The following is a 25,281-nucleotide window of genomic DNA, read 5'->3' on the forward strand; positions in this document are numbered from 1 at the left end:
CCGACGCCCGAGCCGTCGGCGCCCTGGCCCCGCACGGGCGGTTCGCCGCACAGCTCGCCCGGTGCACGGCGGTGGCGCACCGATGAGCACCGCCACCTGGACCAACCCCGCCCCGCTCCGGGGCGTGCCCATGTCGACGCCCGTCACCGAAGCCGTACAGCGGGCCCGGCTCGTCGCCGCCGGGCCACGCGTGCGGGACCTGCCCCGGACGCGGGACGTCGACACCGCCACCGACGCCCGAGCCGTCGCCGCCCTGGCCCCGCACGGGCGGTTCGCCGCACAGCTCGCCCGGCGCGCGGCGATGGCGCACCGATGAGTACGGCCGCCTGGGCCGCCGCCGACCCGTACACCATCGCCCTGCGGGCCGGGCGCGGGCCGCTGTTCCTGAGGCGCGCCGACGGCTGGCTGCTGCCGCTGGAGGTGGAACGCTGGTGTGCCCGGGCCGACCTGGTCGACCTGGATGTCCTGGACCGCTGCGAGGGCGCCGTGCTGGACGTCGGCTGTGGACCGGGGCGGCTGGTCGCGGAGCTCGCCGCGCGGGGCCGGGCCGTGCTCGGCGTGGACGTCAGCGGGACCGCCGTCGAGCGTGCCCTGCGGCTCGGCGGGCCCGCGCTGCGGCGCTCGGTCTTCGAGCCGCTGCCCGGCGAGGGCCGCTGGAACACCGTGCTGCTCATGGACGGCAATGTGGGCATCGGCGGCGATCCGCCCGCCCTGCTGGACCGTGTCGCCGAACTGCTCGCTCCCGGCGGCCTGTTGATCGCCGAGACGGCGCCGCTGGATGTCGACGAGCGGGCCGAGGTGCAGGTCGTCGATGCCGTCGCCACCGGCGGGTTCGGCGGGTCCGACGGGTCCAACGGGTTCGGCGGGTCCGACCAGTCCGACGAGTCAGGCGGGTCCGGCGGTGGCTTTCCCTGGGCGCGGGTCGGTAGCCCGGCCCTGCTGCGGTACGCGCGCCGGGCGAGGTGGCGTGCCGCCGGTCAGTGGGCGGCCGGTGGCCGACGCTTCGTCGCCCTGCGCAGCCGCAGCGCCAGCAGCACCGCCGAGGCGCCGAAGAGCACGGCGGTGATCAGCAGCCAGCGGGTCAGGAAACCGTCCGGGGACAGCCCCGTCGCCGACCGGTAGCGCCGGGCCGTCATCCCGCTGATCAGCGGGAACCACACGAGCAGGAGCAGCCCGGACAGGGCGGCCGGTACCCGTACGTAAAGCGCCCACTCCCGGTGACCGGCCGCGCCGAGTCCCCGTACGACCGCCCGGTCCGCGACCGAGTAGAGGGGCAGCAGGACGAGGTCGTGCAGGACGGCGGTGCCGACGATCCACAGGGCCACGCCGAACCAGTCGTCGGCGAGCAGGCGCACACCCGCATAGGCGGCGAGGGCGAACGAGGCGCAGAAGAGGAGGAGTTGGAGGGGGCTGCCTACAGGGAACCGCCGTCGCATCACAGGTCTCCGAATGTCAGCCTGGCCACCCATTTGGTGTTCAGGACACCTGGCGCGGCGGGCACGATGATCCGCGCCGGGCGGCCGTGGTCGGGGGAGAGTTTTTCGCCGTTGACGTACAGGGCGAGCAGGGAGCGCGGGTCGGCCACCTGATTGGCGCGCAGGGCGGCGCGGCGGAAGGCGCCGTGCCGCTGGAGGGACTCCACGAACACGTCCGGCGGATCGCCGTCGTGGCCGACGAGCGCGGCGAGGTCGCGCAGCCGTACGCCGCGCCACCACTGGTCGCCCGTCGACCAGCCCTCTACGCAGGCGATGGGCAGCGCGGCGCTGTGCAGGGGCAGCCGGGCGAGCTGTGCGCGGCTGAGCCGGACGGTGCCGGTGCGGCCCGTCACGACGAGACGCCAGGCGTCGTCGTCCGTCTCCGCCGGGTCGATACCGGCGTACGCGGCCGTCTTGTTGATCTGGAAGCCGTTCGGGCCGCTGCCGGGGTCGGCGCCGCCGTGCGGGGCGAGGAGGGCGGTGCGGCGGAGCGGGCCGTCGAAGTTCTGGCCGGCCGTGGTCGCGAGCAGCAGCAGCGAGCCGCCCCCGGTGAACCACAGGGCACCGCGCCGGGAGACGGTCGGCGGATCCGGGCGCGGGGACACCAGGTCCCCCTCCTCCACTTCCTTCACTTCCTTCACTTCCTCCTCCCGTGGGCGGCGCAGGTTGCGCAGGGCCGCCGGGGTCTTCAGGACCGCGTGGGCGGCGAACGCGGCGAAGAACACCCAGGCGCCGTAGAAGTGGAGGGGGTAGAAGGAGCCCGGGAAGACGTAGTCGAGCTGGATGTTCAGGACGCCGGTCACGAACTCGAACAGGCCGCCGCCGACCAGCAACAGCAGGGAGACCCGTTCCAGGGCGTGTGCGAGGGAGCGGGCGGGCGGCAGCGCGAACAGCTTCGGCACCACCGACCACAGCTTGGCCAGCAGCACGGGGATCAGGGTGATGCCGAGGGTGACGTGGACGCCCTGGTCGAGGCGGTACAGCCAGTGCGGGTCGGTCGGCCAGGCGAAGAGGTAGAAGCCGAGGACGCCCTTGTCCGGGGTCTTGTCGTTCACCGGCGACAGGTCCGGGTTGTAGGCGGCGTACGACAGCAGCCCCGTCACGAACAGCAGCGTGATCCCGGCGAGCAGCACCACACCGAGCACGGACGTGAACCAGGGGCCGCGCAGCGGGCTGCGCCAGAAGCCCGGGGAGGAAGGTGACCGTGTCATGGCTCGACGGTAGGTCCGGCCCGCCCCGTGAAAGGGCCCGCGACCCATGACGAAACGCTGACGTCCGGCCCAGGTGACGGTCCGTCGCCCGCCGTCCGGCCTAGCGTGCCCGTGTGACCCGCCAGACCCGTGAGACCCGTGAACCGCTCCGCGATGTGTGCGCCGCCGTGGCCGCAGTCCTGCTCGTCGTCGTCGCCGCGCTGGCCGGCCGGCCCATCCAGGACAGGCTGCGCGTCGGTTGGCCCCCGCTCCTGGCCACCTGGGACCCGCATCTCGGGCCCGGCACCGCGCTCGCGGTCCTTGTCGCGGCGGCGGCCGTGGCGTACGGTCCGGCGGTCGCCGCCCGCCTCCCCTGGCGCCCCCTGCTCGTGACCGCCTGGGCCACGTCCCTGGCCTGGATCCTCTCCCTCGCCCTGGTGGACGGCTGGCAGCGGGGCATCGCCGGGCGGCTCACCACCCGGCACGAGTACCTCCGGGCCGTCGGCCGGTTCGGCGACATCCCGGCCGCGCTGCGGGACTTCAGCCACCACATCCTCATCGACTCCCCCGACAACTGGCCCGCCCATGTCGCCGGCCATCCCCCGGCCGCCACGCTCACCTTCGTCCTCCTGGACCGCGTGGGCCTGCGGGGCGGCGGCTGGGCCGGGATGTGGTGCGTCACGGTCGGCGCCACGGCGTGCGTGGCCGTGCTCGTGGCCGTGCGTGCCCTCGCCGGGGAGGGGCTCGCGCGGCGGGCCGCGCCCTTCCTGGTCCTGGCCCCGGCGGCGGTGTGGATGGGGACGTCCGCCGACGCGTACTTCGCGGCGGTGGCCTCGTGGGCCGTGGCGCTGCTGGCGCTCGCGGTCACCGGTCGGCGGGTGGGGTGGGCGGCGGGCTCGGGACTGCTGTTCGGGCTCACCTGTTATCTGTCGTACGGCCTGACGCTGTTCGCCGTCATCGGCGCGGCCGTGCTGTGGCTGGGCCGGCGCCGGGTCCGGGAGCGTCCCGTGCTGCTGGTCCTGCTGGTCGCGGGACTGGCCGTCGTGCCCGCCGCGTTCACCCTCGCCGGGTTCGACTGGTGGGAGGCGTACCGGCTGCTGGTCACGCGCTACTACCAGGGTGCGGGCGGGGTACGGCCGTACGGCTACTGGGTCTGGGCCAATCTGGCGTGCACCGTGCTGATCACCGGACCGGCCACGGCGGCGGGCCTGCGCCGGACCGCCGTGGCACTGCCGCGCGGGCGCGGCGCCGACGCCCGGCTCGCCCTGCTCGTGGCCGCCGCGCTTGTGGCCCTGCTGGTCGCCGACCTGTCCGGCATGAGCAAGGCCGAGACGGAACGCATCTGGCTGCCGTTCGCGATGTGGCTGCTCCCGTCCTGCGCGCTCCTGCCCCGACCCCGCGCCTGGCTCGCCGCCCAGGCGGTCCTCGCACTGCTCCTCAACCATCTGCTGCTGACCGGGTGGTGACATCGGGAGAAGCACGGGGCCGGGGGCGCGTTCCGGTGTGGTGGACGGGGCGTCTCCGGCCGGGCCTCAGCTCAGTGCCCGCAGGAGGGGTGCGTAGTATCCGCCACCGCCGTCCGCGAGGGCGACGAGCATCCGGTACGGCTCCCAGGTGCGGAACGCCTCCCTGCCGGGTTTGGCCAGTTCTCGTTCCAGTCCCCAGGTCTCCAACTGGACGGAGTGGCCGATGAGGAGGTCGACGTCTGCGGGGGTGCGCAGGAGCGGGCGGGCCAGGTCGGTCACAGTGGTCCGAAGCCGGGCGCGGCCCGCCTCCTCCCGGGCGCTCACCCTTGTGCCGTACTCCGGTGGTGCGAAGGCGAGTTTGACGAGTTCGTTGAGGTCCAGGTGGACCGGGGCGAGCACCGCGAACTCGAAGTCGAGCAGCGACACCACCCGGTCCCCGTCCCACAGGGCGTTGACCGGGGAGAGGTCTCCGTGGTTGAGGACGTGTGCGGTGCCCGGCAGTGCGGCCCAGTGCCGTTCGAGCGCGCGGCACAGGGCGTCGAGCTCGTCGTCGGTGAGCACGTCCGACGCGTGCAGGCGCAGCAGGCCGTCCTTGGCCTCGTCGAGGGTGGCGGCGTAGAAGGGGTTGCGGGGGCGGGCCAGTGGTGCGGCGGCGGCCGGGTCGACGCCGTGCACCGCCGCCGCCCTGGCCCACAGTTGCCGGGTGGCCTCGATACGGCGGTCCCAGTCCAGGCCGGGCCAGGTGTCGTCGAGGCTGTGCGCGGCGATCTCGGCGCTGGCCACCCACTGGAATCCGCCGGTGGTGCCGGTGGCCAGGACGCGCGGGTAGCCGACCTCCGGCGGCAGTACGGTGGCCAGTTCGGTCTCACGGACCAGGTCGCCCGAACCCTGCGCCCCGGCGACCCGGACCGCCAACCCGCCGCCCAGCCAGGTGGCGTTGGTCCGGCCGCCGGCGCGCCGGGTCCGGGTGAAGTCCACGCCGTGGCGCTCGAAGACCTCGGCGGCCACCGAGGCGATGTCCTCGGAGCGGCGGGCGGTGGCGCGTTCGCCGTACGGCACTAGTCCGCCCTCAGCCGCAGTGACACGACGAGACGCAGGGGGTCGGCGCCGCCGGGGAGGCGAAGCAGCGGCGGGACCTCGTGCCACATGCGGGGGCCGAGAAGTCTGGCGTCGCCGTCCCGGTCGTACATCGGTTCCAGGAAGCCCTGGCGCAGGACGCGCATCGAGCCGACGGTGTGGTAGCAGAGCGGGAACTGGAGGTTGAAGCGGTCCAGGTCGGTGTCGTGCTCGGCGCCGTGCGGCCCGATGTAGTCGCCTTCCCGGTAGGCCAGCAGGAACATCCGTTCGTAGCGCAGCTCCCGGTCGGTGATCCGGTTCACCAGGGGGATGAGCTGGGTGGCCGCCTGCTCGGACCAGTCGAGCAGTCCGTACTTGCGGAAGACGGCGGTGACCCGGGCGGAGTGCGCGGCGGAGTCCGACTTGGCGTCGATGCGCAACAGGCGGAAGCCGTAGCCGAGTTCGCCGTTGTCGTCGCTGTGTTCCTGGGCGTCGAGGACGGGTTCGTCGCGCAGTTCCCCGTAGGCCGCGCGGGCCGCCTCGCGGAGCGTGGTGACGTCGGCGATCTGTGGGATCTGGGCGCAGCGGTGGGCGGCGTAGTGGGAGCGGAAGCCCTCGACGGAGTGTGTGGTGCGATGCGTGTCGAACGAGGCGACGAGTCGGTCGGCCTTGGCGACCATGGAACCCCACTTTCCTGGAAGGTGCACGGGTACGGTCGGGTGCGTCCGGATGGGCCCGGGGTCTGGCGGTCAGGCGGTGCCGTGCACGACCAGGCGACGGCTGCTGACGGTGAAGGTGCCGCCGTGTTCGTCCGTCACGTACGCCTCGGAGAATCCGGCGGTGCGGAACCATTCGAGGATCTCCGGGGCGGTGAACATCCGGACGTTGTACCGGGCGCGTTCCACCACCGAGTTCCGGATGGTGATCTTCTCGGCGTAGTAGCGGCTGGCCACGGCGTCCAGTTCCTGGATGTCGATGGCCATGTCCTCGCCGCGCCGGAGCACGTCCACGTGCATTTCGTGATTGGCGAGGACGCTCGGAATGTGCCGGTACGGGGAGTGCATGTCCAGCAGGAAAATTCCGCCGGGGCGCAGTGCGCGCCGGTAGCGGGAGAGAATGTCACGGTCGGTCTCGTCGTCGAAGTATCCGAATGAGCTGTACCAGGACACGGCGGCGTCGAATTCCGAATCGAAGGACATCTCCCGCAGGTCGACCCGGCGGTAGTCGACGTCGACGCCCATCTCCCGCGCCTCCTCCGCGGCCATGGCGAGGAATCGTTCGTCCCGGTCGACGCCGACCACGGAATACCCCTGGGAGGCCAGGACATTGGCGTGCCTGCCGTGCCCGCACGGGGCATCGAGCAAGGTCATTCCCGGTGTGAGACCACCGAGTTTCACCATTCTCGCCGCTTCCCGTTGGTTCAGCTCGGGAGTGAGGTCGGGAAGGTCGAAGTAGTCGTATTCGCCCCCGAAGAGTAATTCCCAGTCCACTTGCGGTCGTCTTGAATTCATAATTCACATGCTAGGGCTCGATCCTCTTTTTCGGCAATGGCGGCAATGGCGGCAATGGCTGCGGTGGCTGCGGTGACGGCAAATGGGTTCAGTCTCCGTGCCAGGCACGCCACAGTTCCGCGTACGCGCCGTTCGCCGCGAGGAGTTCGTGATGGCTTCCGAGTTCTCTTATGCGGCCGTTCTCCAGTACGGCGATCCGGTCGGCGTCCTGTGCGGTGTGCAGCCGGTGCGCGATGGCGATGACGGTACGGCCGGTCAGTACGGCGGCGAGCGCGCGTTCGGTGTGGCGTGCGGTGGCCGGGTCCAGGAGCGCGGTGGCCTCGTCCAGTACGACCGTGTGCGGGTCGACAAGCAACACCCGTGCCAGCGCGACCTGTTGGGCCTGGGCGGCGGTGAGTGGACGGCCCGCCGAGCCCACCACGGTGTCCAGGCCGTCGGGCAGTTCGGCTGCCCAGGGCGCCGCGCCCACCGCGTCCAGCGCGCCGCGTACGTCCTCCTCGGGCGCGGGCCGGGTGAGGGTGACGTTCTCCCGGAGTGTGCCGCGGAAGATGTGGTGCTCCTGGGTGACCAGCGCGATCCGGCGCCGGAGTTCCTCGGTGCTCAGGTCCACCAGCCGCACCCCGCCCAGTTCGACGGCGCCGGAACCGGGGGCGTAGATGCCTGCCAGGAGCTTGCCGAGGGTGGACTTCCCGGAGCCGGACGGGCCGACCACGGCGAGCCGCTCGCCGGGCGCGAGGTCCAGGTCGACGCCGTGCAGGATGTCGCGGCCGGGCAGATAGGAGTAGGTGACCGAGCGGGCGGTGAGCCGGTGGCCGTCGGTGCGCGCGCCGGCCGGCCGGCGGTCCGCCGGGAGTTCGCCGACGCCGAGCACCCGGGCGAGGGAGGCGGAGCCGATCTGCAGTTCGTCCATCCAGCTCAGCAGGTCGTCGAGGGGGAAGATGAGCTGCCGTACGTACAGCGTGGCCGCGACGACCTGGCCGAGGGTGGCCAGGTCCCGGGTGTAGAGCAGGCCGCCGACGACGAGGGTCGCGACCACGGGCACGACATAGCTGAACTCGACCAGCAGGTACCAGGAGCTGCGCAGCCACATGGTGTGCCGCTCCGCCGTGTACGCCTCGCCCAGGTCGCGGTCGAGGGCCCGGCTGCGCCAGGTCTGCAATCGCATCGCCTCGACCGTACGGGCTCCCGGCACCGTCTCGGCGAGGCTGTCGCCCAGTGCCGTGTAGCTGGCGCCCCGCCGCCGGTAACTGGCCCCGGAGCGGCGCAGGTACCAGCGGGTGCCGGTCCACAGGAGCGGCACGACGACGAAGCTGGGCAGTGCGGTGAGCGGGCCGACCAGCATCAGGGCGGTGAAGGTGAACAGGCAGGTCAGCACCGCGATCAGGGTCTCGGGCACCGCGTAGCGCACGGTGTTGGTGAGCGCGTCGGTGTCGCGGGAGGCCCGGGTGATGAGGTCTCCGGGCTCGGCGTCCTCCACCGTGGACAGGGGAAGGCTGACCACCCGGTCGACGAAGTCCTCGCGGACCTCGGCGGTGACCTTCTCTCCGAACCGGCAGGAGCGCTGGACCGCCCAGTAGGTGAGCACCGACTGCCCCAGCAGTGACGTGAGCAGGCCGAGGCCGATCCAGTTCACGGTCCGCAGCGTCGTACCGTCCACGGCCTCGTCGAGAAGGAGTCCGATCAGCCACGGCCCGAGCAGGCCGCAGACGGCGGCCAGTCCGTGCAGCACCAGCATCCAGGTCAGGTCGGTGCGGTGGCGGCGGGCCAGCGACAGTCCGTACGCGCGGACCGCCGCGGTGTCCGCGACCGGCAGTCGTGTCCCGGTCATTCGCCGCTCCCCCGGGTCGCGAGCCTCGTGGACGGCGTGGACGGCGTGCACGGTGTGGCCGCGGGTGCGATCTCGCCGGTCTCGCGCTGGATGACCAGGCGGTATCCGGCCTCGGCGGCCAGCAGTTCGCGGTGGGTGCCGGTCGCCGCGACCCGGCCGCCCTCCACGAAGGAGACCTGGTCGGCCTGGTCGAGCAGGAGCGGGCTGGCGCTGACGAGGACGGTGGTGCGGCCGGCGCGCGCGGTGCGCAGACGGCGCGCTATGACGTCCTCGGTGTGCGCGTCGACCGCCGAGGTGGGGTCGACGACGATCAGTACGTCGGGGTCGGCCAGCACGGCCCGGGCAAGCACGAGGCGTTGCCGCTGGCCTCCGGAGAAGCGGCGGCCGTCGGCCGTGATCGCGGTGTCGAGGCCGTCCGGCAGCAGGGCGACGACGTCCTCGGCGGAGGCCACGCGGAGCGCCTCGGCGATGGCCAGGTCGTCGGCGGCCCCGTGCGGATCGAGTGCGGCACGCAGGGTCCCGCTGAAGAGCCGGGCGCGGTTGTCGACGACCAGGACGCGTCGGCGGACCTCGTCGGGCGGCAGCCCGGTGAGGAGCGTGCCGTCGAGGCGGACGGGGGCGTCGGTGTACCCGCCGAGGCGGTCGGCGAGCCGTACCCCGTCGGCCGTCGGCGCGACCACGACATGGAGGGTGCCGAGGGCGACCGTGAGACCGCTGGTCTGGTCGGTGAGTTCGCCGGTCGGGGCGTCCACCGGGCCCGGAGCCGCCCCGGGGCCGCCGGAGTCGGGCTCCATGGCGAGCAGGGCGACCGCGCGGCGGGCGGCGACATGGGCACGCGCGAAGCGGTCGGCGGTCTCGGTGAAGGTGCCCAGCGGCTCCACGAGGAAAGCCGCGTAGGCGTAGAAGGCGACCAGTTCGCCGGGGGTGACGGCGCCGGTGACGGCGCCGGTGACGGCCGCCCGCGCGCCGATCCAGGTGACCGTGCCGACCAGCAGCCCCGGCAGCAGTACCTGCGCGGCGCGGATGAGGGCCTCCGCTCCGGCCACCTGGGCGCCCGCCTTCCGTACCCGCTGCGAGCGTTCGCGGTAGGAGCGTGCGAAGGGGATCTCCCCGCCGACGCCCCGCAGGACGCGCAGGCCCGCGACCACGTCGGTGAGCCGGGAGGTCATCTCGCCCTGGAGGTCGCGGTAGTCGCTCTGCCTGCGGTGCAGGGGCCGCAGCGTGTAGCCCATGGTGAGGACGATGGCGGGAACCGCGACGATCAGCATCATGCCGAGGGTGGCGGACTGGTCGAGCAGGACGACAGCGACGAGGACGACGGAAACCAGGGCGCCGACGGTGCGGCCGACGATGTCGAAGGCGCTGCCCAGGGCGTTCATGTCCGAGGTGCCGAGACTGACCATCTCCCCCTCGTCCACGCGCCGTTCCAGCGTGGAGCCGAGCAAGTGGGCCTGCCGGACGACGAGTTGCACGGTGCGGAAGCCCGCGGAGAGCGAGTTGTACATGTTGAGGCGGCGGCGGACGGTGCCGGAGACCGACTGCACGACGCCCAGTCCGAGCAGGACGGCCGCCCAGGACAGGACGGCGTTCATGTCACCGGGCACCAGGCCCTCGTCGATGGCCTCCCGGATGACCACCGGTATCAGCGCCTGCGAGCCCAGCCACAGAATGCCGCAGAACGCGGCGGCGCTCAGGGGCCAGGCGATGCGGCCCGCGAGCCACAGCAAATACCGTGTGGCCGATCGAATTTCTGGATTTCCCGGGTCTGCCGCAGGTAACGGGCGCATTGCGCGAGGATACCGAGGCCTCCGGACACGGTGTCAAACATCGGCCCGGCACCGGCCCGTGCCGTTCGAGTGCGTGCGGTAAGCAGTCGAACGCGCCGGTCCGGCGGGTGCTCGCCCGGTCACCGGAATTCCCCCTAAGGGCTGTCCCGTAAGTGCTGGTCACGGGTGAGATGATCTTGCTGTGTCTGGTGTGATCACGGCGTCGGAGCCGTCCTGGATAGCCCCGTTCACCGGGCTGAGCCCACGTCAGTTCGGCAGGCTGATCACCGCGTTGCGGCGCGAGGGTGCAGACCCGGTGCGCAAGGGCCGGCCGTGGAGCCTGCCGCTGGAGGACCGCGTGCTGCTGGTCGCCGCGTACTGGCGGACCAACCTCACGCTGCGCCAACTGGCGCCGCTGTTCGGGGTGTCCAAGTCCGCGGCCGACCGCATCATCGACCACCTCGGACCCGCGCTCGCCCTCCAGCAACGCAAGCGGTTCCGCAAGGACGCCGTGCTGATCGTGGACGGCACCCTGGTCCCCACCCGCGACCACACCGTCGCCGAGCAGTCGAAGAACTACCGGTACTCCACCAACCATCAGGTCGTCATCGACGCCGACACCCGGCTCGTCGTCGCCGTCGGCCGCCCGCTGCCCGGCAACCGCAACGACTGCAAAGCATGGGAGCTGTCCGGCGCCAAGGCCGCCGTCGGCCACACCACCGTCATCGCGGACGGCGGCTACCGGGGCACCGGCCTGGTCATCCCGCACCGCCGCGAACCCGGCCAGAGCGAACTCCCCGACTGGAAAGAGGAACACAACGCCTCCCATCGCAAAGTCCGCGCCCGCGTCGAGCACGCCTTCGCCCGCATGAAGACCTGGAAGATCCTCCGCGACTGCCGCCTCAAAGGCGACGGCGTCCACCACGCCATGCTCGGCATCGCCCGCCTCCACAACATCACCCTCGCCGGGTGACGAAGAACAGGCAGGTCACCCAGCACGTCCTAGATCATTTACGGGACAAGCCTTAGCCTCGGATCTCCACCAGGAAGCCGACGAAACCGGAGAAACAACCGTGCTGATACAGGAAACCCCGCTGGCCGGCGCCTCCCTCATCGGACTGGAGAAACGGGAGGACGACCGGGGATTCTTCTCGCGTTCGTTCTGCCGGGAGGAATTCGAGCGGGCCGGTCTTGAACCGACCGTGGCACAGTGCAACCTGTCGTTCAATCACCGCAGGGGAACCCTGCGCGGATTCCACTACCAACTGGCGCCGAACGCGGAGGCCAAGACGATCCGCTGTGTCCGGGGCGCCATCTACGACGTCATCGTCGACCTCAGGCCCGACTCCCCCACCTTTCTGCGGCACTTCGGCACCGAACTCAGCGCCGACAACCGGCTCGCGCTGCACGTTCCCAGGAATTTCGCCCACGCCTTTCTGACGCTCACCGACGACGCCGAGACGCTCTACCAGGTGTCCACCGCGTACACTCCCGGCGCCGAGCGCGGTCTTCGCTGGGACGATCCGGCGCTCGGCGTGCGGTGGCCCGTGCCGGTGGAACTGGTCTCCGACAAGGACGGCGCCTGGCCGTTGCTGGCCGAGGTTCCGGTGGCCTCGCGATGATCATCGTCGACACCGCGCTGCGCCGGCGCGAGGAGCGGGGCCGGCCGATCCGGGTCGGCATGGTGGGCGCCGGATTCATGGGGCGCGGGCTGGCCCGGCACATCGTCCGGTCGGTTCCCGGTATGCGGCTGGCGGCGATCGCGAACCGCAGCCCGGAGACGGCGGTGCGGGCCTGCGCCGAGGCGGGCGTCGAGCCGGTGCGCGCGAACTCCACGGCCGAGATCGAGAGGGCGGTGGCCACCGGACGCACCGCGGTGACCGAGGACGTGTTCGCGCTGCTCGCCGCCGAGGGGATCGACTGCCTGGTCGATGTCACCGGCGCCGTGGAGTTCGGCGCCCGGGTCACCGTCGCCGCCATCGAGCGCGGCCTTCCGGTGGTCACGATGAACGCGGAACTCGACGGGACCGTGGGGCCGTTGCTCGCACACCGCGCCCGTAAGGCCGGGGTGGTGCTGACCGGCGCCGACGGTGATCAGCCGGGGGTGCAGGGCAATCTGCTGCGCTTCGTGCGGAGCCTCGGTGTGACACCGCTGGTCGCCGGCAACATCAAGGGGCTCCAGGACGAGTACCGCACACCCGCCACCCAGCGGGAATTCGCGGAACGCTGGGGCCAGAACACGCACATGGTCACCAGCTTCGCCGACGGAACGAAGGTCTCCTTCGAACAGGCGATCGTGGCCAATGCCCATGGGTTCACGGTGGGCCGGCGCGGGATGTACGGACGTGAGCACCATGGCCATGTCGACGAGCTGACCGAGGTCTACGACCTCGACGAACTCCGCGAGCTCGGAGGGGTCGTCGACTACGTGGTGGGTGCCAGGCCAGGTCCGGGCGTGTATGTGATCGGCACCCACGACGACCCCCGGCAGCGGCACTACCTGGAGCTGTACAAGCTCGGAAAGGGGCCGCTGTACAGCTTCTACACGCCCTACCACCTCTGCCACTTCGAGGTCCCGCACACCATCGCGCGGGCCGTCGACTTCGCCGACGCGGCCCTGACCCCGCCGGCCGGACCGCGTGTGGACGTGGTCGCCGTGGCCAAGCGCGATCTGCGGGCCGGCTCGGTCGTCGACGGCCTCGGCGGGTACGACACGTACGGCGTCGCCGAGACCCACGCCGCCACCCGCGCGCTGGGGCTGCTCCCCATGGGGGTCGCCGAGGGATGTGTGCTGCTGCGGGACGTCCGCAAGGACGCGGTGCTCGGCTATGCCGACGTGACGCTGCCACCGGGCCGGCTGATCGACGAGCTGCGCGGGGAACAGAACGACCTGTTCCCCGCCTGACCAGCCTGCCTGTTCCCTGCCGGATCGGCCTGCCCGACCAGCCTGCCTGATCGGCCTGCCTGTTCCCTGCCGGATCGGTCTGGCGGCCGGTTACGCCCACACCCTCCAGGGTGCGTTTCCGGCCGCCCACAGTTCGTTGAGGTGCTGGTAGTCCTTGTAGGTGTCCATGGCGCACCAGAAGTCGTCGTGCGCGTGCAGGGCCAGTTGTCCGTCCCGGGCGAGCCGTTGCAGGGGGGTGCTTTCGAGCCACAGCCCCGGGTCGTCGTCCAGGTACTCGTCGAGGAACTCCCGGCGGAACATGAAGAATCCGCCCGAGACGAAGCCGGTGACCTGGGTGGGCTTCTCGTTGAACTCCAGGACCTCGCTGCCCGACACGTCCATCTCGCCGAACTTCGACGTCGGGTGGATGCCGGTGACCGTGCCGATCCGTCCGGCGTCGCGGTGTTCCTTCTCCAGGGCCGCCAGATCGACGTTCCCGAGGCCGTCGCCGTAGCCCATCATGAAGTGGTCGGTGTCGATGTAGCGCCGTACGCGGCGCAGCCGGGCGCCGGTCGCCGTGTCCAGACCGGTCTCGGCGAAGGTGATCTCCCAGTTCTCGTCGGCCCGGTCGTCGTGGAAGCGCAGCCGGTGCTCGTCGCTGAGCGCGATGGTGAAGTCCGACATCTGGGCCCGGTAGTCGAGGAAGAACTGTTTGATCTCCCAGCCCTTGTAGCCCAGGCACAGCACGAACCGGCGGAAGCCGTAGTGGCTGTAGATCTTCATGATGTGCCACAGGATCGGCCGGCCGCCGATGTCGACCATGGCCTTGGGCAGCCGTTCGCTGGCCTCCCGGATGCGGGTGCCGTATCCCCCGCACAGGAGCACCACGGGTATGTCCGGGTTCACTGTGTCCCTCCTCTGCCGACGCCGGCGCGCCGCCCGGTCCGTGTCAGGCATGCGCGGTACGGACAACCCGCAGCGTCGCGTCCAGTGAGCCTTCGCTCCGGCGGTGACCGAGCACCGCGAGGCGGGTGAAATCGTGTTCGAAGGCGGTGCGGGTGAGCCCGCGTTCGCGGTACTCGCGGGCCAGCTGCGCCGCGCCCTCCGGGATGCTCCAGCGGGCCCGGTACCCCAGTTCGGTCCGCGCCCGGGTGAAGTCGACCCGGTAGGAGCGCGGGTCGTTGCCGGTCTCGCCGGTGATCTCGACCACGGAACCGGGTACCGCCGCCGCCGCTGCCTCGGCGATCTCGGCGACCGTCCGGTTGTTGTCCTCCGTGCCGATGTTGAAGGCCCGGCCGCGCACCACGTCGGCGGGGGCCGTCAGGGCGGCGAGCGCGGCGTGCGCGATGTCCTCGGCGTGGACCAGCGGGCGCCACGCCGTGCCGTCCGACAGGACGGTGACCCGGCCGGTGAGCAGTGCCCGGCCGACCAGGTTGTTGAGCACGATGTCGGCGCGCGGCCGTGGGGAGAAGCCGAAGGCGGTGGCGTTGCGCAGGAGTACGGGGGTGAAGCCGGCGTCGGCCAGTTCCACGAGGTCGTCCTCGACCCGCACCTTGGACACCGCGTACGGCGTGACGGGCTTGAGCGGGGCGTCCTCGCCCACGGGGTCGTCCCCGGGCTGGGCCCCGTACACGGAGCAGGTCGAGGCGTAGACGAACCGCTGGACCCCGGCCTCCTTGGCCAGCCGGGCCAGCCGGGTGGAGGCGTGGTGGTTGATGGCGTGGGTGAGGTCCGGGTCCAGGGAGCCCAGGGGGTCGTTGGAGAGGGCGGCCAGGTGGACGACGGCGTCGACACCGGCGAGCGTCCCGGCGGTGACGTCGCGCAGGTCCTGGGCGTGGCCCGGGACGTCGGGGGCCGCCAGGGGGCCGAGGACGCGGTCGGCGAAGAGGCCGCTGTCCAGGCCGGTGACCTGGTGGCCGGCCGCGGTCAGGACGGGCGCCATGACGGTGCCCAGATAGCCCTGGTGTCCGGTGAGCAGTACGCGCACGGATCTGTGCTCCCTCGTCAGTCGAGTACCGCGCGCCAGCGCGGGTCGGTCACGTCCACGCCGGAGGCGGTGAGTTTGCGCCGCAGCTGCTCGCGCAGTTGTGCGGGGGTGGTCGCCGACTGGCGCAGGTTCGCCGCGAGGCGGACTCCCCTGTTGCGGTAGGAGGCGGGGGCGTCGGGCCTGGTGTTGAACTGTTCGAGCAGCAGCGCGTCGATGTGCGCGGACCAGGGCAGTTCGTGGATGCCGGCGGCGATCTCGCTGGGCCGCAGCCGGTGCCAGTAGGAGATGCCTCCCGCGTGCACCAGTTGGGGTGCGAACACCTTGGTGCCCGGGAAGGCGTGGAAGTGGGCGATGCGCCACCCCGCGGCCAGCGCCATGAGCTGGTAGAACATCAGCCCGTCGAAGACGACCCGGATGACGCTGTTCCCGTTCTGCATATGGTGGTACCGCTCATGGCTGCGGACCTCGCGGCCGTCGTCGAGGACGTCCAGGAGGCCGCCCTGGGGGAACGGCAGCCGGTGCTCCTCCAGGGCGAGCACCCTGTCGAGCGCCCGCTCGTGGTGCGGCTCGATCAGGCGCACCATGGCGCCGTCGATCTCCTTCTCCGGTCCGGGCGGTGTGTAGGAGTACGCGGCCGGGGAGACGGGCCCGCCGATGGCGCGCTCGATCTCGGGCCGGGCCGCCGGGTCGAGCGCCATGAACGGCGGGGCGGCGAGGGGGATCGGCCCGTAGCTGAGGGGGCTGCTGACGGCCACCCCCGGTTCGAGGCCGTCCATGCAGCGGGTGAACCAGTCCTCGTCCATGACGAAGCAGTCACTGTCCACGATGCCGAAGGGCCGGTCGAGGTTGCGCAGCAGGAACTCGAAGATCTCGTGACTGCCGATCCCCTCGTCCAGGTCGAAGGCGGGCCGGCCCTCGCTCATGGTGTCGCGCAGGGCGGTCTCCTCGGCGGTCAGCCCACTGCTGACGAACGCGAAATTGAGGCCCGGCGGCACGAATCGGAGGAAGTGCTGGATGACGTGCAGCAGCCCGGAGGAGAAGAAGCAGAACCAGACCGGGGTGTCGGCCGGCAGACCGGCCAGGAATTTCTGGAAACGCTCGTCCTGGGACAGCAGGGCCTCGTCGTAGGCGGGCTCCGCAGCGGGTTCGGGATTTCCTTGCGTGTTCTTCTGCATACTCGCCCCATGGCATCAGGCTGTGGAATCAGGCTGTGGAATACGGGAATTTCACGGCCGGTCCGTCCGGCCACGCGGGCGCGTTCGCCCGCGCGGCCGAACAGCGGCGGTGGCGGTGGCGGTGGATCAGAGAATGTCCCAGTAGTCGCCCAGCAGGAACGGCATCCCGAAGGAGACCGATTTCCGCTCGTTGGGGCGGTACTCGGCGCGGGGAATGATGCGGAAGTCCATGCTGACCCGGCTGGTCGGGGTGTCGTTGACGACGTTCCCGTGCCAGGAGTTGGCGCCGTCGAAGACGATCACGTCGCCGTACTCGGCGTGCACCGGTTCCTGGTCGATCCACAGGGTGTTGTTGCCGTACGCCCGGGTGAGCGGCACCCAGTAGTTGACCTCGGCGGGGTTGTGCCCGAAGTCCCGGTCGCGGTGCCACTCGCCGACGGCGAGGGAGTTGCGCAGGTGGACCCGGAAGGTGGGCACGCGCTGCACGTAGTGGCTCTCCGCGTCGGGGCCGAGGATCTCCTGGGCGAGCTTGCGGTAGATCGGCGCGACGACGTCGAAACTGTCGTAGAACCGTTTGTGGTGGTCGGTGCTCTGGTCGCTCTCCCGGGTGGCCACCCGGTCGCTCGCCGCGAGGGCTTCGAGGTCGTCCACCGCCAGGATCTCGCGGACGAGTTCGGCGATCGGAATGTTCGTCACGTCGTACCGGAGTCGTGTGTATGCCGACATGGCTCCTCCTCACACCTTCATCCGGCCGCGGAGCCGGGTGCACCGCCGGTACCAGTCGTCGACCAGCTCGTCGACGGCCGGGTCGCCGGACTCCCCGTCGCTCACCTCGAAGCCCCGGCCGGCCGCGCGAAGTGCCAGGCGACGGGCGGCGATCCGCAGCGGGAGCGACGGCACGGTCAGCTCGTCGAGGTGGCTGCCCAGCCGTTCCAGCGGGCTGAGGTCGAAGAACTGGCGCTGCCAGCGCAGTTCGTTGTGGCGCCAGTCCTTCAGACCGTTGAAGCCGCGGCCCTCGTTGTGGTGCATCACGTCCTGGAGGTCCTGGACCACGACGCGTTTGCCCGCGGCGCGTACGAGGGAGGCGAGGATGACGCCGAGCCCTTCGAAGCCCCGGTAGCGGCCCTCCGGGAAACGCACGTTCTCGATGACCCAGCGGTTGACGCAGAGGATCACGTCGTCCACCGCGTGCACCTCGTGCAGGCCGGAGCCGTGATCGTGCACCTTGTCGTAGTCGGTGACCCGCCCGCGCCGGGTCGCCTTCTCGTTCCACCAGGCCAGGGAGACGGTGTCCGAGCCGCCGAGGGAGCCGAGCATGCCGACGGAAGCGTCCTCGAAGACCGGGCCGGCCACGTCGACCGGGTTCTTCCGCAGTTCGACGTCGTCGTGGAGCATCACCAGTCCGGTGACCTCCGAGTTGGCGGCCGCCTGGTCGAACATGGCGTTGTACGCCTCGAACATGGAGCGCTGGCCGCGCATGGTGAACAGCGGGCTGCCGGGGGTCCGGACGCGCTCGATGCCCGGGCGGCAGATGCGGTCGAAGAGGTCGGAGGGGCCGACGCAGACTCCGTAGCCGATCATGTGGGGTGAACCTCCTGTCACGGTCGGGGACTTGGGCGGCCCGCGGCGGCCGGGTGGGGACCGCCGCGGGCCCGGACAGGACGTCAGAACCGGTAGGTCTCCAGGGAGCCCGTGCGCCGGACGTCCAGCGTGGCGCAGTGGAAACCGCCGCCGAGGGTGCGGGAATGGGTGAGCTGGAGCGGCAGTACGTCCATGCCGTGCTGCTCCAGCAGCTTGATCAGCCCGGTCTGGCGGCGGTCCACCACGGCCAGGTCGGGGCGCACCACCAGCAGGTTCATGCCGATCCACACCGAGCAGTGCGGCTTGTCGCCGGTGAAGCCGATGTCCACCAGTTCCGGGCAGGTGATGGTCTGCCAGGAGCGCAGGAAGCCGGGCATGTTGTCGTCGTTGACCCGTGCCGGGTTGACCAGGACCAGTCCGGGGCGCAGCGGCACGATCGTGGAGTCGACGTGCGTGGAGGCGTACAGATTCCGGCAGGGGTGGACGGTGTAGGTGTCGCCGACGGCCGACTGGAGCCATTTCGCGCCGAGTTCGTTGCCGCTGTCGGAGACCAGGTACAGCAGGTCGGTGCCGAAGCGGAGCACGTTGGCCGCGTCGAACACCGGTTCCTGGTCGCGGAGCCGTTCGCCCATGGGCGCGGCCGGCTCGTACATGGCGTCGGTGAGCCGCGGTTTGGGCGCGGAGATCCACCGGCTGCCGCTGGCGAAGTAGTCGAGCAGGATGTCCTTGTACGCCAGGGATTCGAGGAAGCGGGCGCGCAGCGCCATCGGCGTCTCGATGATCGTCTCGCCCACGGAGAGCAGCCCGTCGCGCGGGCAGTAGTCGTGGAAGCCGTCCGTCTGCCAGTCGGGCGTGGTGATCAGGGCGGAGTTGTCGCGCTCCTGCGGACGCCGGACCGTGACGCCGAGCTTGGTCAACTCCTCGCACAGGATGTGGAGTTCCTCTTCGGTCTCCTTGAGGACCCGGTCCGGGTAGGGCCCGGACGGCACCTGGTCCTGGCTCTCGTACTCGCCCGCGTACTCCACGGCGAACACGCTGCGGTCCGCGTCGGGAACCCGGGCGCCCACGGCCGTTCCGACGATGATCTCCTCCAGCGGATCCCACTCGTTGTGCACGCTGACCAGACTCATGGCACTCCTCGATGGCTGTCGGCATGGATAAGGAAAGAGCCCGCGGACAAATCCGCGAACAAACACGGGAACAACCCGGGAACGAAAGGGAGTTGTCCGTCGGGACGTCGGCGGGTGCTCATTCTCGGGAGCCCGCCGGAAAATGGGGCGATGACCTTCGGTGGCCGAAGGGAACTGCGGACGAATCGCGCCGACTGGGTCGGCCGACTCATCTCTCCGCTTCGCGACCGCCCGTTCCGGACGGGTTTTGTGAGCCGCCGTTCAATTCGCGGCGAGCATAGCCAAGTCGGCGCTCCGTCGGCGAGTACGACCGGCGTTCAACCCGCGTTCGACCGGAGAATCTCGGCAGTCGAACGCGAAACTCAGCCGGGAAAAGCCGAATCGGCGGTGCCCGATGGCACCGCCGATTCGTTCTCAGTCGTCCCTCACGGGCCCGGGTCAGCGGTTCTGGAGTGCCTCCGCCATTGCGAGCGAGGACGGGGCGAGCGCGGTGCCGCCGTCCTCGATGTCCCACAATTCGTTCTGCAGCAGCCGCCCGAGCGTCCAGCCGGCCGCGCGCTCGCGGTCCAGTCCGAGGGTTTCGGTGAGCCGGTCGAAGCGGCGCCGGATCACCACCGGGGTGTCGCCCTTGGCGACCACGTCGTCCCACCGGCTGTCCAGGGCGGGCCACAGGTCGAACCCGGGGTCCCCGGCGAGCGGTTCGGGGTCGATGGCGAGCCAGGGCTCACGTTCGGCGGCGAGGACGTTGTCGTAGTGCAGGTCCCAGTGCAGCAACTGGTCGCCGGGCTCGTCGACCAGCTCGGCCACCGCCGACGCCCAGCCCCGCAGCGTCTTGCGGTCCGCCGGGTCGGCCAGCGACCCGACGGCGCCCGGTACTTGCTCCAGCATCTCGGTGGCGATGTCGCCGAGGCCGCGCAGGCCCTGCGGTGCCGGTACGTCGACCAGTCGCGCCAGCAGCTCGGCGAGGATGCCCGTCGCGGTGTCGTCGTCATCGAGCGAGGCCAGGGTGCGGGCGCCGTCCAGCCGCTCCAGCAGCATGGTGCTGCTGTCCGGGTCGTGGTCGAGGAGCCGCACCATGCCGGCGCCGTTCCAGGCGCGCAGGCCGATGAGGGCGGCGGTGGTCTCCTCCCGGGGCTTCTGGAGCTTGACGACCGCGCGGGTGCCGTCCTTGCGTAACACCGGCAGCACCAGCGAGGCTTCCCCGGCCCCGGCCGCACCGTCGCGGACCAGTTCCCACCGGTCCAGGAACCCGGCGGCGAGAGCGGGCAGCCCCGCGATCCAGGCCCTCCCCTCCTCGCCGAATCCCTTGGCGTACGACGCCGCCAGATGTTCCGGGATCTCGATCGCTTTTGACGTGCCCATATCGCATTTCCTTCAACAGAGGTTCGGTGGAGTGAGGTTCGGTGGAGTGAGGTTCGGTCAAGTGGGGGTTCGGTGGAGGTTCGGCCTCCTGCCGCAAGTTACCGGAAATCGGCGGGTTCCCTTTGCCGTCCGGCACGGTGTGTGCCCGCGCGTGGGGGCCGCTACCGTCGCCGCGTTCACAGATCTCCTTGGATCTCCTTGGATCTCCTTAACAAGGGAGTTGAGCGATGACGGCAGCAATTCCGGCCCGGCGAATCGGAGAACGGGGCAATGCGGCACGCCCGGGAAGGCGAAGGCGAAGGCGACGGGCGCGGCGGTGGGGTGCGGTCGCCGCAGCCCTGCTCGCCTCGGTCACCGTGTCCTCGGCGGCGCCCCCGCCCGGAGGGACCGCCGGAGATCCCCGGCCCGCCCCGGATCCCAGACCCTCCCAGGCCCGGAACGTCATCCTCCTCATAGGTGACGGCATGGGTGACTCGGAGATCACCGCCGCGCGGAACTACGCCCTCGGCGCCGGGGGCCGGCTCGCGATGGACCGGCTGCCGATGACGGGCTCGGCCCTGACCTCGGCGGTGGACGAGCGGGGCCGGCCCGACTACGTCACCGACTCCGCCGCCGGTGCCACGGCGTGGGCGACCGGGCGCAAGACGGTCAACGGGCGCGTCTCCCGGACACCGGACACCAATCTGCCGCTGCCCACGCTGCTCGAACTGGCCCGGCGGCAGGGATACGCCACCGGAAGCGTCACCACGGCACCACTGACCGACGCCACGCCCGCGGCGCTCACCGCCCATGTCACCGACCGTTCCTGCGCGGGCCCGGCCGACATGGCCGCCTGCCCGGCGGACACCTGGGCACGCGGCGGGGCGGGTTCCGTCGCGGAGCAGACGGTGGCGCTGCGGCCGGACGTACTCCTCGGCGGCGGGGCCGACGTGTTCGCTCAGGAGGTCAACGAAGGCCCGTTACAAGGCCGTTCGGTGCTGGACCAGGCGCGTTCCGGGGGTTATCAGGTCGTACGCGACCGCGCCGGGCTGCGCGCGGCCCGGCCGGAGGCGCCGGTGCTCGGGCTCTTCGCACCCGAGGCCGTGCCGGTGGAGTGGACGGGGAGTCCGGCTTCCCCGGGCGGCACACCGCCCCAGCGGTGCGTGGAGGGCAATCCGGCACGGCCGGCGGGCACCCCGTCCCTGGTGGAGTCCACCGAGGCGGCCCTGCGCCTGCTGACGGCACGCGGCGATCGGTCCGGCCCCGCGAGCAAGGGGTTCTTCCTCCAGGTCGAGGGTGCCTCGATCGACGACCGGGCCCACGACGCGGATCCGTGCGGCCAGATCGGCGAGACCCTCGCCCTCGACCGTGCCGTGGCCGCCGCGCTCTCCTACGCGCGGCAGTATCCCCGTACTCTCGTCGTCGTCACCGCCGACCACGGGCACGCGGGGCAGATCCTGCCTCTGGAGGCGCGCCCGCCGGGCCTGTCCACGACGCTCGTCACGGACGAGGGATCGCCCATGCTGCTCGGGTACGCGAGTGGCGCCCCGGGCGAGGTGCAGGAACACACGGGGGTGCCGGTGCGGGTCGCCGCGAGCGGGCCGCAGGCGCACCGCGTGCTCGGTGTGCACGAGAACACCGCGCTGTTCGACACGGTGCGCGCGGCGCTCGGTCTTCGCCGGGCGTGAAACGGGTGGGCCCGACGGTATCGGCGATTCCAGCGATTCCAGCGATTTCGGACTCCGGAATACGCCGGCCAAATCCCTTTCCCGTGACCCCGGTTGAAGAATTACGGCACCCCCTTCAACATGGTCCGACGGAAGCGGATCTCCGCCCCTCCCGAAAAGTCCTCGATCGATATGAAGGGTGTGTGCTTTGAGTTCTTTCCAGGAATTACCCCGGTGGCCCCAGCTCTCGGACGGAGATATCGAGGCGGCTGTCGCGGCATTGCGTTCCAACCGCCTGGTGGGGCAGGGCAACCCCGTCGTCGAGGAATTCGAGCGGGCGCTGGCCGCCGGGCAGCAGGTCGAACACGCGGTCGCGGTGTCCACCGGCACCGCCGCGGTCCATCTGGCGCTGCACGCCCTCGATGTCGGCCCGGGCGACGAAGTGATCGTGCCGGCCCACACCTTCATCGGTTCGGCGAGCCCGGTCACCTATCTCGGGGCCCGGCCCGTCTTCGCCGATGTCACCCCCGACACCCACTGTCTGGACCCGGACTCGGTGAAGTCCCTGCTCACCGAGCGGACCAAGGCCATCGTCGTCGTGCACATCAACGGCGTCGCCGCCGACATGGGCGCGCTGGCCGCCGTCGCCGAGCATGTCGGCGTCCCGCTGATCGAGGACATGGCGCAGGCGCTGGGCACCGCCATCGGCGGGCGGCCGGTGGGCGGCTTCGGTGATCTGGCGTGCGTCAGCCTGTTCGAGCAGAAGGTGATCACCTCCGGTGGTGAGGGCGGCGCCGTCCTGACGAACAACCCCGTGTACGCCGAGCGCGTACGGCGGCTGCGCAGCCATGGCGAGGGCCCCATCGAGGGCCGGCCCGGGCTGATCTGGGCCCACGAGGTGGGCTACAACCACCGGTTGACCGCGGTGCAGGCCGCGATCGGCCTCAGCCAGCACTCCCGTCTGGACGAGATGGTCGAGGCCCGCAGGCGCAACGCCCGTTACCTGTCCGAGCGGTTGGCGGACGTCCCGGGTCTCGAACTGCCCGTCGAACCGGAGAACACGGTGCACGCGTTCTGGAAGTACGTGGTGCGAGCGGTCCCCGGGGAGGGGCGACCGCCCGCCGCCGAGATCGCGGCGGCCCTGCGCTCGCGGGGCGTTCCGGTCCTGCTGCGCTATCCGTTCCCGCTGCACAAGCAGCCCGCCTTCGCCGAGCACCAGTCGGTGTCGCTGCCCGTGGCGGAACGGCTGTCACGGGAACTGCTCGCGCTGCCGTCGCACCCCGGCCTCTCGGAGCGGCACCTGGACCACATCGCGGACGAGGTCCGCAAGGCGTTCTCGGCGTGAACCGGCCGAGGTGACCAACGGGCGCCGTGCCCCATGCCCCGTGCCCTGTACCGCGGCCACTGCCGGCCGCACGGGCGGGACTGGTTCGCGGCGCCCTCGCCCCGGCGGGGTCCGGGTGGAACGGTTCGCGGCGCCCTCCCTCTGCGCAGTCCGGGCGGTGCGGCGCGTAAGTCCGGCCGCCGCCCGGTCGCGTCCGGGTCATGTCCGGGTCATGTCCGGGTCACGCACATCTGCCCGGCCACCGTCCGGGTCACGCACGTCCGCCCGGCCACCGTCCGGGTCACGCACGTCCGCCCGGCCACCGTCCGTTGCCACGGCGGCCGTCCGCCCGCGCAGTCGGGCCGCCCATGTGTCGCGTCATCTGGAGAATCAGGAGAGCACATGTCCTCTGTCCCTCTGTCCGTCCCCGCCGGAGGCTCGCCGGCCGTCGATCCAGGACCGCCGCTGCTCCTCGGTACCTCCGCCTTCGGGCAGAACGAGCGGGCGTTTCCGGTGTACGACGCCTACTGGGAGCGCGGTGGCCGCGCCTTCGACACGGCGTGGCTGTACGGGCACGCGTACGGTCCCGGCTGCTGCGAACGCGCCTTCGGCGCCTGGGCGAAGGCGCGTGGCGTGGAGAAGGAGGTGTGGGTGCTGGCGAAGGGCGCGCACACGCCCGAATGTCTGCCGGACCGGGTGGAGGCACAGCTCGCCGAGAGCCTCGACCGCATGGAGAGAGGCGACGCCGCCCTGTACATGCTGCACCGGGACAACCCCGAGGTGCCGGTGGGCGAGTTCGTGAGCGTGCTGGCGGATCTCGTGGAGCGCGGTTCGATCGGTGCGTACGGGATGTCGAACTGGTCTCTCGACCGGCTTCAGGAGGCCGTCCTCTACGCCCGGGAGCACGGTCTTCCGGCACCGGCGGGCGTGAGCAACCAGTTCAGCCTGATCGACATGGTGCGCCCCATCTACCCGGGGACGGTGGGCGCCCATGACGCCCGCTGGCGGTCCTGGCTCACCGACAACAAGGTGACGCTGTACCCGTGGGCGAGTCAGGGGCGCGGGGCGCACGCCCTGGCGGACCCCGCCGAACTGGCCGCGAGTCCCCTCGCGGAGAGCTGGTACAGCGAGCCGAACACGGAGCGGCTGCGCCGGGCGCGGACACTCGCGGAGCACCAGGGCATCTCGTCGACCGGGATCGCGCTCGCCTGGACGCTGTCCCAGCCCTTCCCGGTCGTCGCGCTGATCGGGCCGCGCCGGCCGGACGAGGTGTACGACTCGATGGCGGCGGCCGGGCACCGGCTCACCGAGGCGGAGTGCGAGTGGCTGGAGCACGGTACGGGGGCGCCTCCCGGCGTGTGACCGGTCGCCCCGTGGAACGGGTCGGGGCGGGGCAGCGATGGTCTCCGCTGCCCCGCCCCTCCGTCTTCCCGGACACCCTCCCCCGGGCCCGGGGTCGCCCTCGGCGGGAGCGCCGCCCTGCTCCAGGACGTCGCCCGCGCCCTCGCCGGGCGCCCCGGCCGGGGCGCCGACCGCGCGGCCGTCGTCACGGCATCACGGTCTCGCCGCCGTCCGCGCCCAGCACGACGGCCTCGCTCTCCTCGGCCCGGCCCGGCGCGGCTCGCGACTCACCGCTCNNNTCTTGGCGCCTCTTGGCGCCTTGCGGTGTGAGTGGCCTCATTCACCGCGTTCCGGTGAGCCGCGCGCCGGCCGTCCCGTGGGGTACGGCTCCCGGGGCGCGCGGCGGCCGGCCTGCCGTCGGGGCCATGCCCGGCCCCGAACCGCGCCGATGCGCCGGTACGGAAGGACGGCGGTACGGAAGGAAGGCAGTACGGAAGGAAGGCAGTACGGCAGTACGGCGCTTACCGCACTGATCTGCGGACTCCGGGCGCCTCGATCC

Annotated in this window: 21 protein-coding genes and 1 pseudogene; 9 read left to right on the forward strand and 13 right to left on the reverse strand. The window is 71.4% G+C overall.

The window, feature by feature from the left end; translation table 11 throughout:
• Positions 1 to 316, forward strand: a pseudogene (locus tag AOK08_RS49115) (hypothetical protein); the annotation flags it as partial.
• On the forward strand, positions 313 to 1,122 hold the full coding sequence (locus AOK08_RS32490; protein ID WP_055532781.1) for a class I SAM-dependent methyltransferase: 810 nt from the start codon (positions 313 to 315) through the stop codon (positions 1,120 to 1,122). The pseudogene AOK08_RS49115 and the gene AOK08_RS32490, both read left to right, overlap by 4 nt.
• Positions 1,123 to 1,435: 313 nt before the next feature.
• On the opposite strand, the gene AOK08_RS32495 is transcribed toward AOK08_RS32490, so the two are convergent.
• The gene (locus AOK08_RS32495) at positions 1,436 to 2,734 is read right to left on the reverse strand and encodes a molybdopterin-dependent oxidoreductase (protein WP_079054405.1); all 1,299 of its coding nucleotides are present in this window, start codon (positions 2,732 to 2,734) and stop codon (positions 1,436 to 1,438) included.
• Between the two features lie 65 nt (positions 2,735 to 2,799).
• Between AOK08_RS32495 and AOK08_RS32500 the strand changes: the two genes are divergently transcribed.
• Positions 2,800 to 4,131, forward strand: a complete 1,332-nt coding sequence (locus AOK08_RS32500; RefSeq protein WP_055532762.1) for a hypothetical protein — start codon at positions 2,800 to 2,802, stop codon at positions 4,129 to 4,131.
• 66 nt (positions 4,132 to 4,197) lie between these two features.
• On the opposite strand, the gene AOK08_RS32505 is transcribed toward AOK08_RS32500, so the two are convergent.
• The 5 genes from AOK08_RS32505 to AOK08_RS32525 all read right to left on the reverse strand — a co-directional run bounded on the left by AOK08_RS32505 (position 4,198) and on the right by AOK08_RS32525 (position 10,253).
• Entirely contained in the window at positions 4,198 to 5,190 is a 993-nt protein-coding gene (locus AOK08_RS32505) for a phosphotransferase family protein (RefSeq protein WP_055532763.1), read from the reverse strand.
• Positions 5,190 to 5,867 carry a hypothetical protein gene (locus AOK08_RS32510; RefSeq protein WP_055532764.1) on the reverse strand — a complete coding sequence of 226 codons (678 nt, stop codon included), beginning with the start codon at positions 5,865 to 5,867 and terminating at the stop codon, positions 5,190 to 5,192. Before AOK08_RS32510 ends, AOK08_RS32505 begins: the two co-directional genes overlap by 1 nt.
• A gap of 69 nt (positions 5,868 to 5,936) precedes the next feature.
• A complete protein-coding gene (locus tag AOK08_RS32515) occupies positions 5,937 to 6,677 on the reverse strand; it encodes an SAM-dependent methyltransferase (protein ID WP_241827183.1) in 741 nt (246 codons plus the stop codon).
• 109 nt (positions 6,678 to 6,786) lie between these two features.
• Entirely contained in the window at positions 6,787 to 8,526 is a 1,740-nt protein-coding gene (locus AOK08_RS32520; protein ID WP_055532782.1) for an ABC transporter ATP-binding protein, read from the reverse strand.
• Positions 8,523 to 10,253 carry an ABC transporter transmembrane domain-containing protein gene (locus AOK08_RS32525; protein WP_241827184.1) on the reverse strand — a complete coding sequence of 577 codons (1,731 nt, stop codon included), beginning with the start codon at positions 10,251 to 10,253 and terminating at the stop codon, positions 8,523 to 8,525. Before AOK08_RS32525 ends, AOK08_RS32520 begins: the two co-directional genes overlap by 4 nt.
• A 241-nt stretch (positions 10,254 to 10,494) precedes the next feature.
• Here AOK08_RS32525 and AOK08_RS32530 point away from each other — a divergent pair, with 241 nt between their 5' ends.
• The 3 genes from AOK08_RS32530 to AOK08_RS32540 all read left to right on the forward strand — a co-directional run bounded on the left by AOK08_RS32530 (position 10,495) and on the right by AOK08_RS32540 (position 13,197).
• Positions 10,495 to 11,265, forward strand: a complete 771-nt coding sequence (locus AOK08_RS32530; RefSeq protein WP_055532768.1) for an IS5/IS1182 family transposase — start codon at positions 10,495 to 10,497, stop codon at positions 11,263 to 11,265.
• Positions 11,266 to 11,365: 100 nt separating this feature from the next.
• Positions 11,366 to 11,914: a dTDP-4-dehydrorhamnose 3,5-epimerase gene (gene rfbC / locus AOK08_RS32535; protein WP_055532769.1), complete on the forward strand. Its 549-nt coding sequence runs from the start codon at positions 11,366 to 11,368 to the stop codon at positions 11,912 to 11,914.
• Positions 11,911 to 13,197: an NAD(P)H-dependent oxidoreductase gene (locus AOK08_RS32540; RefSeq protein ID WP_055532770.1), complete on the forward strand. Its 1,287-nt coding sequence runs from the start codon at positions 11,911 to 11,913 to the stop codon at positions 13,195 to 13,197. Before rfbC ends, AOK08_RS32540 begins: the two co-directional genes overlap by 4 nt.
• Before the next feature lie 90 nt (positions 13,198 to 13,287).
• Here AOK08_RS32540 and AOK08_RS32545 read toward each other — a convergent pair whose 3' ends face one another.
• The 7 genes from AOK08_RS32545 to AOK08_RS32575 form a co-directional block, all read right to left on the reverse strand.
• A complete protein-coding gene (locus AOK08_RS32545; protein WP_198539462.1) occupies positions 13,288 to 14,082 on the reverse strand; it encodes a glucose-1-phosphate cytidylyltransferase in 795 nt (264 codons plus the stop codon).
• A 43-nt stretch (positions 14,083 to 14,125) separates the two neighbouring features.
• Positions 14,126 to 15,163 carry an NAD-dependent epimerase/dehydratase family protein gene (locus AOK08_RS32550; protein WP_055532773.1) on the reverse strand — a complete coding sequence of 346 codons (1,038 nt, stop codon included), beginning with the start codon at positions 15,161 to 15,163 and terminating at the stop codon, positions 14,126 to 14,128.
• 17 nt (positions 15,164 to 15,180) lie between these two features.
• Positions 15,181 to 16,338, reverse strand: coding sequence for a hypothetical protein (locus AOK08_RS32555; protein WP_055532774.1), 1,158 nt, complete (start codon positions 16,336 to 16,338; stop codon positions 15,181 to 15,183).
• 126 nt (positions 16,339 to 16,464) lie between these two features.
• Entirely contained in the window at positions 16,465 to 17,064 is a 600-nt protein-coding gene (locus tag AOK08_RS32560; RefSeq protein WP_055532775.1) for a phytanoyl-CoA dioxygenase family protein, read from the reverse strand.
• A 9-nt stretch (positions 17,065 to 17,073) separates the two neighbouring features.
• Positions 17,074 to 17,919 carry a glycosyltransferase gene (locus AOK08_RS32565; protein ID WP_055532776.1) on the reverse strand — a complete coding sequence of 282 codons (846 nt, stop codon included), beginning with the start codon at positions 17,917 to 17,919 and terminating at the stop codon, positions 17,074 to 17,076.
• An 83-nt stretch (positions 17,920 to 18,002) separates the two neighbouring features.
• Positions 18,003 to 19,049 carry a hypothetical protein gene (locus AOK08_RS32570; RefSeq protein ID WP_055532777.1) on the reverse strand — a complete coding sequence of 349 codons (1,047 nt, stop codon included), beginning with the start codon at positions 19,047 to 19,049 and terminating at the stop codon, positions 18,003 to 18,005.
• A 438-nt stretch (positions 19,050 to 19,487) separates the two neighbouring features.
• On the reverse strand, positions 19,488 to 20,411 hold the full coding sequence (locus AOK08_RS32575; protein WP_055532778.1) for an aminoglycoside phosphotransferase family protein: 924 nt from the start codon (positions 20,409 to 20,411) through the stop codon (positions 19,488 to 19,490).
• Positions 20,412 to 20,638: 227 nt separating this feature from the next.
• Between AOK08_RS32575 and AOK08_RS32580 the strand changes: the two genes are divergently transcribed.
• From AOK08_RS32580 to AOK08_RS32590, 3 genes are all read left to right on the forward strand, one after another.
• A complete protein-coding gene (locus AOK08_RS32580) occupies positions 20,639 to 22,078 on the forward strand; it encodes an alkaline phosphatase (RefSeq protein WP_079054406.1) in 1,440 nt (479 codons plus the stop codon).
• 259 nt (positions 22,079 to 22,337) lie between these two features.
• Entirely contained in the window at positions 22,338 to 23,402 is a 1,065-nt protein-coding gene (locus AOK08_RS32585) for a DegT/DnrJ/EryC1/StrS family aminotransferase (RefSeq protein WP_241827185.1), read from the forward strand.
• 381 nt (positions 23,403 to 23,783) lie between these two features.
• Positions 23,784 to 24,743, forward strand: a complete 960-nt coding sequence (locus AOK08_RS32590) for an aldo/keto reductase (RefSeq protein ID WP_055532780.1) — start codon at positions 23,784 to 23,786, stop codon at positions 24,741 to 24,743.
• The last annotated feature ends 538 nt before the right edge of the window (positions 24,744 to 25,281 follow it).

Source organism: Streptomyces graminilatus (assembly GCF_001418565.1).
GTDB classification, from domain to species: domain Bacteria; phylum Actinomycetota; class Actinomycetes; order Streptomycetales; family Streptomycetaceae; genus Streptomyces; species Streptomyces graminilatus.

Coding starts and splice junctions, on each gene's coding strand:
- AOK08_RS32490 (WP_055532781.1), top strand. CDS start 313: ATGAGTACGGCCGCCTGGGCCGCCGCCGACCCGTACACCATCGCCCTG.
- AOK08_RS32495 (WP_079054405.1), bottom strand. CDS start 2,734: ATGGGTCGCGGGCCCTTTCACGGGGCGGGCCGGACCTACCGTCGAGCC.
- AOK08_RS32510 (WP_055532764.1), bottom strand. CDS start 5,867: ATGGTCGCCAAGGCCGACCGACTCGTCGCCTCGTTCGACACGCATCGC.
- AOK08_RS32520 (WP_055532782.1), bottom strand. CDS start 8,526: ATGACCGGGACACGACTGCCGGTCGCGGACACCGCGGCGGTCCGCGCG.
- AOK08_RS32540 (WP_055532770.1), top strand. CDS start 11,911: ATGATCATCGTCGACACCGCGCTGCGCCGGCGCGAGGAGCGGGGCCGG.
- AOK08_RS32555 (WP_055532774.1), bottom strand. CDS start 16,338: ATGCAGAAGAACACGCAAGGAAATCCCGAACCCGCTGCGGAGCCCGCC.
- AOK08_RS32560 (WP_055532775.1), bottom strand. CDS start 17,064: ATGTCGGCATACACACGACTCCGGTACGACGTGACGAACATTCCGATC.
- AOK08_RS32565 (WP_055532776.1), bottom strand. CDS start 17,919: ATGATCGGCTACGGAGTCTGCGTCGGCCCCTCCGACCTCTTCGACCGC.
- AOK08_RS32570 (WP_055532777.1), bottom strand. CDS start 19,049: ATGAGTCTGGTCAGCGTGCACAACGAGTGGGATCCGCTGGAGGAGATC.
- AOK08_RS32575 (WP_055532778.1), bottom strand. CDS start 20,411: ATGGGCACGTCAAAAGCGATCGAGATCCCGGAACATCTGGCGGCGTCG.
- AOK08_RS32580 (WP_079054406.1), top strand. CDS start 20,639: ATGACGGCAGCAATTCCGGCCCGGCGAATCGGAGAACGGGGCAATGCG.
- AOK08_RS32590 (WP_055532780.1), top strand. CDS start 23,784: ATGTCCTCTGTCCCTCTGTCCGTCCCCGCCGGAGGCTCGCCGGCCGTC.